Below are 6,305 nucleotides of genomic sequence, written 5' to 3'. Positions count from 1 at the left end.
CAATCCCTGGCTTGGTTGCGCATCGCGCGATACGACTACTCGGCTACCGATCCGCACTCGGCAGCGGCGTACACCAAGATGGTGGCAGCCTGCCTGGACGGCGGCCCCAGCGAAGCGCCCCCGGTTGATGGCGCGGATCTTGGTCCCACGCAGCAGCTGTGGAAGGCCTTGCTGGAAAACCCCGACAGCATTCTGTACCAGGCGCTACTGGCCAAGAACGCCCGCCTGCTTGAAGGCCTGCGTCCTACTTTTACGGAAGGCTTCAAGGCCAATGATTCCGGCAAGCTGTATGCCGCAATCAAAGACGTGACGGCTTCGCAAGAAGGTGAGATGTATCTACGCAGCAGCGTGAAAGACGCGGTGGGCCAACTGCAAGGCGCGATGATCAACGCGATGTTGACGATGGACGCACGGGCGCAAGAACAGCTTCTACCCGTGGCCGCCACCGTGCATCAAGCCGCCCTGCTGCTATGCGAGCGCGTCCAAATGCTGCGCGTTCAGATCGAACTGACGCTGGGCGAGTATCAGGAATTACTCACTCAACAGATGCGCCAGGAATACGACAAGGCCGCAAAGGAAACCGGCAAGAAGGCTCGCGCGCTGATATTCAGCGGCATGCTGACCCTGCCGGGTCCGGCACAGAACCACATATTCAAAGCCACGTTCTGGGTGGCGGATACCGCTGAAGGACTGAAAAACAAGCTAACTGCAATGTCCAACGCCACGGCGGACACCCTGGAAGGCGGTTGGCGCAGCGTGGTTGTGGGCATTGGCGGCCTGGAACCGAAGGCACATGCCATAGCCGGGCAACTACGAACGACGGCTGCGGATGCAAAGCTACGGGCGCATACCGCCTTTGTTGGAATACGCGGGATGGCGAACTTGGACTTAGCGTTGTCCATGGGCGCGTTGTTCTTTCAGCAAGATGGGCTGGCAAGAAGCCTGCAAGACCTGGAGCGCGTGATCGGAGACAAATATCCAGAAGCCGTCGCGGGCGTGGCGGCAAGCGCAGTGGGGGTGGCGGGCGTCAGCATTGAAGCGACGGGGTTGGGAATAAGAAGCGTGGCCCGGGCGATGGAGAAAGCCGCTGTCGCCGAAGTACGCGCGGTGAATGCGTTGACGCTGGGCAAAGGGATGATTCGCTTTGGCGGCGTGACAAGTGCTCTGTCGGGGGTTGTTGAGGGGGTGCTGTTTGGAACTGCCGCAGTACGAGCAATGCGGTCTGGCGATGGCGAAGCACGAGACAGCTATATCTATGCTGGCATCCTGTCGGCCGCCTCCGGCTTGGCAGCAACATACGCGGCTTGGGCGAGCGCCTCCTCATTGCTAGGACCGCTTGGATGGGCTATCGCCCTGGGTATGCTGGCCTACGCAGTTTCCATTTCTGCTAAGGGCAGCGAGTCAACGGCAATCGAACAATGGGCACGCCGCTGCTACTTTGGAAACCATGACGAAACGCCTTCCATCTGGTGGAACTCGGCCAAATCGGTCCCCAGCATCCCGAGGTACGCGAGCGAAGACCTAGAAACTCAGAAAACTACCGCGGCCAATATTGACAAGGATATAGCCATTAGCGCGCTGAACGCTGTGTTGATCGGGATGCAGACAGATCTCGAATTTCGTTTTGCACCGCGATTATCTACGTTGCCAGCCATCGGCGCAGGAATGCAATGGGGAACCACGCTCACTTATCACGTCAAGCTTCCCATGTGGGATCCGAATAAGTCGGGATACGCCATGACTTTGGCATTGAAGCGCTACTCGCCTGAGCAAATCGTAATTGCAGAGCATCACAACTCACCCAGGATTGGCGAAATATCTGACCACCCCAAGCGCCCCGGATATCGAATAGACGACCAAGCAACGCGTCGACCTACCAGAGACGCGGGTGTACTGGGCGGCTCGCTTTTGCTTGATATCGGCGAGGCTGATATCGAATTTGCAACGCTTCGAATCAAGTACTGGCCAGATATCGCTGATCAAGGAGGACACGCCGAAGTAACGGTGATCTCTACTCGGTAAGCATATTGAGCGCTGCAAAAATTGCACAAGATTCAATCCAGGAAATTAATGTCGACCAAGAATCTCCCCACTCGCAACGGACCTACGTTAGCTGCCCCACATCCAGGTTGGGTCTGCGACCTCACCTTGCCCGGAGAATCCGCACCTCGGCTAGACGGCCCGCATCCCCCGCCCCCCATCAATTCGATGAACAACATTCACTTGGAAATCAGCCGCAGAGGGCAAAAATTGCGCGGGCTTATGCTCATCCTCTCCTTGGTCGGCATTGCGTGGCTCGTATTCGCAGTGCCGAAAATCATCATCGGCAGGACAGGGTTTTCTCACTTTATAAAAGCTATACCGATTACGGTCGGAATGCTTTGGTGGACCATTTTTATGATTCGGGTCGATACCGCCATTCCCCGTGACGAACCCATCCGCTTCAATCGCTTGCGCCGCAAGGTCTACGTCTACAGCTTCCACTACATATGGTGGAACCCCTTCGCCCGCTGGTACGTCACAACCCGCACCTACAACTGGGACGATCTGCGCGCCGAAGTCTGGCGCCAACGCGGCGCCACCGCGCAAGGCGGTTTGATCTTCACGTGGGGCGTATCCATCGCCGTCGTCAAGCCCGGCACGAACCAGGTCATTGATCGCTTCCCCCTAAGCGTGGGCCAGGATGAGGGCAGCTCGTGGGATTACGTCCGTGCCTACATGCAGCACGGACCCGACGCATTGCCCCCCGTCGACACGTTCAACGATCCAGACGAAGTGCCGCCATACAACCTTGCGCTGCGTCTTGCGCCTAAAGTCCGGTGGCCGGCGCAAATCGACGCGGAGTCGCGTAGTGCGCCTGGCTAGAAAGATGGAAACTTTGATACCGGTCCCCCGCCAGTGACCGCGCCGCAATTCGCACCTAGCTTGGCGTCCAAGTCACCTCACTTGCACAACCGCTAAAGCTGTCTGAGTAACGCGGTCCGACACTTTTTTAGCTGGACATTTGTAAGATGTCTAGCTGCCTTGTTTCCGTCGCCTCGTGCTAAAAAATACAGTCCCGTCCGGAACCTGATATCGATGACGCCACTACCGAAGCGGTATGCCGCGGTGAAACTGCCCGCCTTGTGGAGCCCGCGCCCATGAGCACCCTAGACACCCTCGTGCCCGCCCGCAGCGCGTTGTTGGTCATGCATTATCAGACCGACATCATCAACCTGTTCCCTTCTGTCGCGCCCACCTTGCTAGCGAATACGCGCGCGCTTTGCGACGCGGCACGGCGGCAAGGGATCAAAATCTATTTCGCCCAGATTCGGTTCAGTCCGGGCTATCCCGAAGTCAGTCCGCTAAACAAGAACGGGCAAGGCATCAAGCAACTTGGCCTTTTCACCGGCGACCAGATTTCCCCTGAATTGGGCCGGCAGCCCGACGAGCCGATCATCATCGCGCATCGCGCCAGCGTGTTTTTTGGTACGGACCTTGAATTGCGGCTATCGGCACAAGGCATCGATACGCTGCTGATGGTGGGCATTGCGTCCACTGGCGTGATGCTGTCGTCGATTGCGCATGCCAGCGACGCAGACTACCGATTGTTTACCGTCAAAGACTGCTGCTACGACCCGGATTCGATTGTGCACGAGCACCTGTTTTCCACCGCGTTCGCGTCGCGCACCACCGTGCTGTCGCTGGTTGACGCGTTGGCGTTGCTGACGTAGCGCGCGAGTCCACGAACGGCGGCACACCATGGACGCCGCGCGACGACATTGCGGTGTAAATCACTTGGCCGGCGCAAATATCACTTTGACCGGGTTGTCCGCCTTATACAAAGCGGAACGCGGCCCCGACTTTGGATCAAATCCGGGATGCCATGCCCGAAGCTCCGCCTCCGACAACCATTCCAGTTGCAGTTGATCGTCGGGCGCATACGACTGGAACTGCGCCAACGCATTCACCGCAGACTGGCAGTTTTCTGATACGCCGGACTTCAGGACCGAGACCTGGGTTTGCGAAGTCGATGACATGGCGCCGGGCTCAGCGCATTTGCGAACCTCTACGTGGTATTGGCCCTGTGGCGAAGGCAGATCCACAATGATTTTGTTTGGACCGCATCCCGCCAAGAGCGCGGTCGATAAAGCGAAGAGTGCAGAACTTTTTATCATTAAGCTACCTTGAACTTTTCAATGGATTCAGACGGCAAATAACACTTCTGGAAATGCTGCCTGACACCATTGTCCGCCTTTATCACAAGATGGGTCTGACTCCAGGGCCATGCAAAGCACCGTGGGTATGGACGAGGCAGACCACAGCCAGTTGCTCGACACGATGCTCTATCGGTGATCGGGAAGATCATTTAGCGTAAACCGAGGGCGCCCTTGGCCAACGTGAACGACCGCTAACGTTATGTGAACGCTGCGCTTAAGCCAGTCACGGAGGATCACGCCGGGATCTTCAATGGAAGCTCCTATCCTGCCTTTGATCAAACCGTCTGCCGTCTGAAATTCAAACGTACGCGAATTGGGAAGGATGCCCACAAACTCACCCGCGTAGGATTCCGCCGCTTCTTGTATGTTCTCTTCGCCAAGCCGGCTGGCAGAACGTGTCAGCTGGTCGAAGCCGTCGTATCTGAATATCCGATCCTTGAACTCCAGGCCGCACCAGGCCTGGTACTGAGATAACACCGATAGGAACTCAGAGATTTTCTTCACCGCACGGGGTGGATTGCATCTACTAACTCCGCCACGTCGTCATCGCTGCCCGTGGCGGAGGCCTCTAGCAAAGACTGCATCTTCCGCAGTGCTTCTTCTGTATTGTCTTGCTCGGGGAAAAGGCCGCCAGCGGGAAGCTCGAATTCGAACCCAAACGAACCCACGGCCGTACCAGTGATCAAAAGCTGGTTTTTTTCGCGATCAGGAATTGGCCCCATCAGTTGAAGGTTGTCGTTGAGCCCGACAACGACTGCCGCGAAGGCATCAGCAAATGCGATGGTTGCCTTTCCCCCAAAGTCAGCCGCGATTCCGTGGCTACCGATCGTCGGACGTCCTCGGAAGGTAAGCTTCACGCGTGGGGGTACTGGCGACGCCAGCTCCCGCTTGAGCGCAGCACGAACCCTGTTTAAACGATTTTCAATCGATATGCGTTGTATCGCTGCTGACGCGGGAATATCCTCCAGCATTCGCTCCAGCTGTCGGATTTCGGAGATGAGGAATTCATCACGATTAATCATGTCTCGACTCCAAGCTCTGCTTTGGCTTGAGCTAGCACTTGAACGGCGGCGAGATCTTCGGACGGCTCCAACTGCACTTGGACAAATCCCTTCCACACGCCGTCTCTTCGGTGGGACCACATGCTGTACCAGTAGGACACTGATTGAACCGACTCAGCTTTCAGCGGGCGCCCTAAAACCTCCCAATAGGCATCGACGTGATAGGTGTCCTTCACATACATTTGATCGAAAAGACGAGGATTCCGGGCTACGAGCGCTGCCTGGTCCAGCCCATTGGGAAGACCTTTTGGCCATATCAAAAATGGTCGAAATCACTATTCGATGCGACGAACCATCATAGACTCCCGGCGCACACATTCTTGCGAACAAACGGCCCGTGAATGGGGTGAATGGGTCCTACTTATGTAGCGTTACGGTAGCCTGCCCAAAATCGACACTGCTTTCCTCGGATTAGCTGCCGTTCCCAGGCGGCGTACAAATCCAGGATGAACGGCGCGCGTGATCGGCATAAACTTGCCATCATGCCTACATCGTCAGACCTCTTTGCCCCGCCCAAAAAGCAGCTTGCTGCGCGCCAGAATTCGCTGCTGTGGGTGCTAGAGCCTCTGGAGCGCGACGCCAATTATCAACGACGGAAGATGTTTGGCTGCGATGCCGCGTATCTGGATGGCGCGCTGTATTTGTTGGTGGCCGACCGTGATGAGCCTTGGAATGGCGTCATGGTGTGCACTTCGCGCGAGCGTCATGCGGCGCTGTGCGAAGAGATGCCGAGCCTGTTGCCGCACCCCGTGCTGGGCAAGTGGCTGTATCTACCGCAGTCGGATGACGCGTTCGAGGCGCTGGCCTCACATCTGGCGGCGCTGTCACTGGCGCGCGACCCGCGTTTGGGGGTGGTGCCCAAACCGCGCAAATCACGCCGGAAGTCTTGGCGGTCGGACGAATAGGCGGCGCGGTAGGCGCACGGGCGCTGAAACTGTCCTGACCGGGGATGCGCGCCGGGCCAGTCTTGCCGAGCAGCGGCGCCCCGCGCGTTTGGGCTTAAACGATACCTGTCGGGCCATATTTGGCTCGATCGAGCCAAATA

At 57.4% G+C, this 6,305-nt stretch carries 7 protein-coding genes; 4 read left to right on the top strand and 3 right to left on the bottom strand.

The genetic code is table 11. The annotated features are described in order from the left end of the window. The 3 genes from AC6LJY_RS27855 to AC6LJY_RS27845 form a co-directional block, all read left to right on the top strand. Positions 1-2,022: T6SS effector BTH_I2691 family protein (locus tag AC6LJY_RS27855; RefSeq protein ID WP_498137227.1), on the top strand; the 2,022-nt coding region annotated here is incomplete at its 5' end. Between the two features lie 354 nt (positions 2,023-2,376). Next, on the top strand, positions 2,377-2,865 hold the full coding sequence (locus AC6LJY_RS27850; RefSeq protein ID WP_498137229.1) for a DUF6708 domain-containing protein: 489 nt from the start codon (positions 2,377-2,379) through the stop codon (positions 2,863-2,865). Between the two features lie 275 nt (positions 2,866-3,140). Beyond that, positions 3,141-3,713 carry a cysteine hydrolase family protein gene (locus AC6LJY_RS27845; RefSeq protein ID WP_219992298.1) on the top strand — a complete coding sequence of 191 codons (573 nt, stop codon included), beginning with the start codon at positions 3,141-3,143 and terminating at the stop codon, positions 3,711-3,713. 60 nt (positions 3,714-3,773) lie between these two features. Here AC6LJY_RS27845 and AC6LJY_RS27840 read toward each other — a convergent pair whose 3' ends face one another. The 3 genes from AC6LJY_RS27840 to AC6LJY_RS27830 all read right to left on the bottom strand — a co-directional run bounded on the left by AC6LJY_RS27840 (position 3,774) and on the right by AC6LJY_RS27830 (position 5,442). Beyond that, entirely contained in the window at positions 3,774-4,019 is a 246-nt protein-coding gene (locus AC6LJY_RS27840) for a hypothetical protein (protein ID WP_498137226.1), read from the bottom strand. Positions 4,020-4,699: 680 nt separating this feature from the next. Then, positions 4,700-5,221: a hypothetical protein gene (locus AC6LJY_RS27835; RefSeq protein WP_498137225.1), complete on the bottom strand. Its 522-nt coding sequence runs from the start codon at positions 5,219-5,221 to the stop codon at positions 4,700-4,702. Next, positions 5,218-5,442, bottom strand: coding sequence for a DUF6932 family protein (locus AC6LJY_RS27830; RefSeq protein ID WP_498137224.1), 225 nt, complete (start codon positions 5,440-5,442; stop codon positions 5,218-5,220). The genes AC6LJY_RS27835 and AC6LJY_RS27830 overlap by 4 nt, the downstream gene beginning before the upstream one ends. 300 nt (positions 5,443-5,742) lie before the next feature. On the opposite strand from AC6LJY_RS27830, the gene AC6LJY_RS27825 reads away from it, so the two are divergent. Next, positions 5,743-6,165, top strand: a complete 423-nt coding sequence (locus AC6LJY_RS27825; RefSeq protein WP_498137228.1) for a hypothetical protein — start codon at positions 5,743-5,745, stop codon at positions 6,163-6,165. Positions 6,166-6,305: the final 140 nt, after the last annotated feature.

Source organism: Achromobacter sp. RT286_PF (assembly GCF_059760425.1).
Note: the sequence above shows the minus strand (reverse complement) of the source record. Positions and strands in the feature narration are given on the sequence as shown.